The 250-nt window shown below is 47.2% G+C and carries 1 protein-coding gene; it reads left to right on the top strand.

Translation table 11 applies throughout. The features are described 5' to 3' along the window. Positions 1-250: DEAD/DEAH box helicase (locus AAEZ02_RS23110; protein WP_351125507.1), on the top strand; the 250-nt coding region annotated here is incomplete at both ends.

Below are 250 nucleotides of genomic sequence, written 5' to 3'. Positions count from 1 at the left end.
ATGTAATGGCAGCAGCACAAACAGGGACAGGAAAAACAGCTGGTTTTACCTTACCAATTTTAGAATTATTATCTAAAGGTGAACGAGCGCAACGTGGTCAAGTCCGTGCGCTAGTATTAACACCAACACGCGAACTTGCCGCGCAAGTACAAGAAAGCGTCGCCACTTACGGCATCAACTTACCGTTAAAATCAGCCGTAGTCTTTGGTGGCGTGTCCATCGTGCCACAATTAGCTGCGCTCAGAAATGG

Origin of the sequence: Shewanella sp. T24-MNA-CIBAN-0130, from assembly GCF_040310185.1 — a bacterium.
GTDB classification, from domain to species: domain Bacteria; phylum Pseudomonadota; class Gammaproteobacteria; order Enterobacterales; family Shewanellaceae; genus Shewanella; species Shewanella psychromarinicola.
Note: the sequence above shows the minus strand (reverse complement) of the source record. Positions and strands in the feature narration are given on the sequence as shown.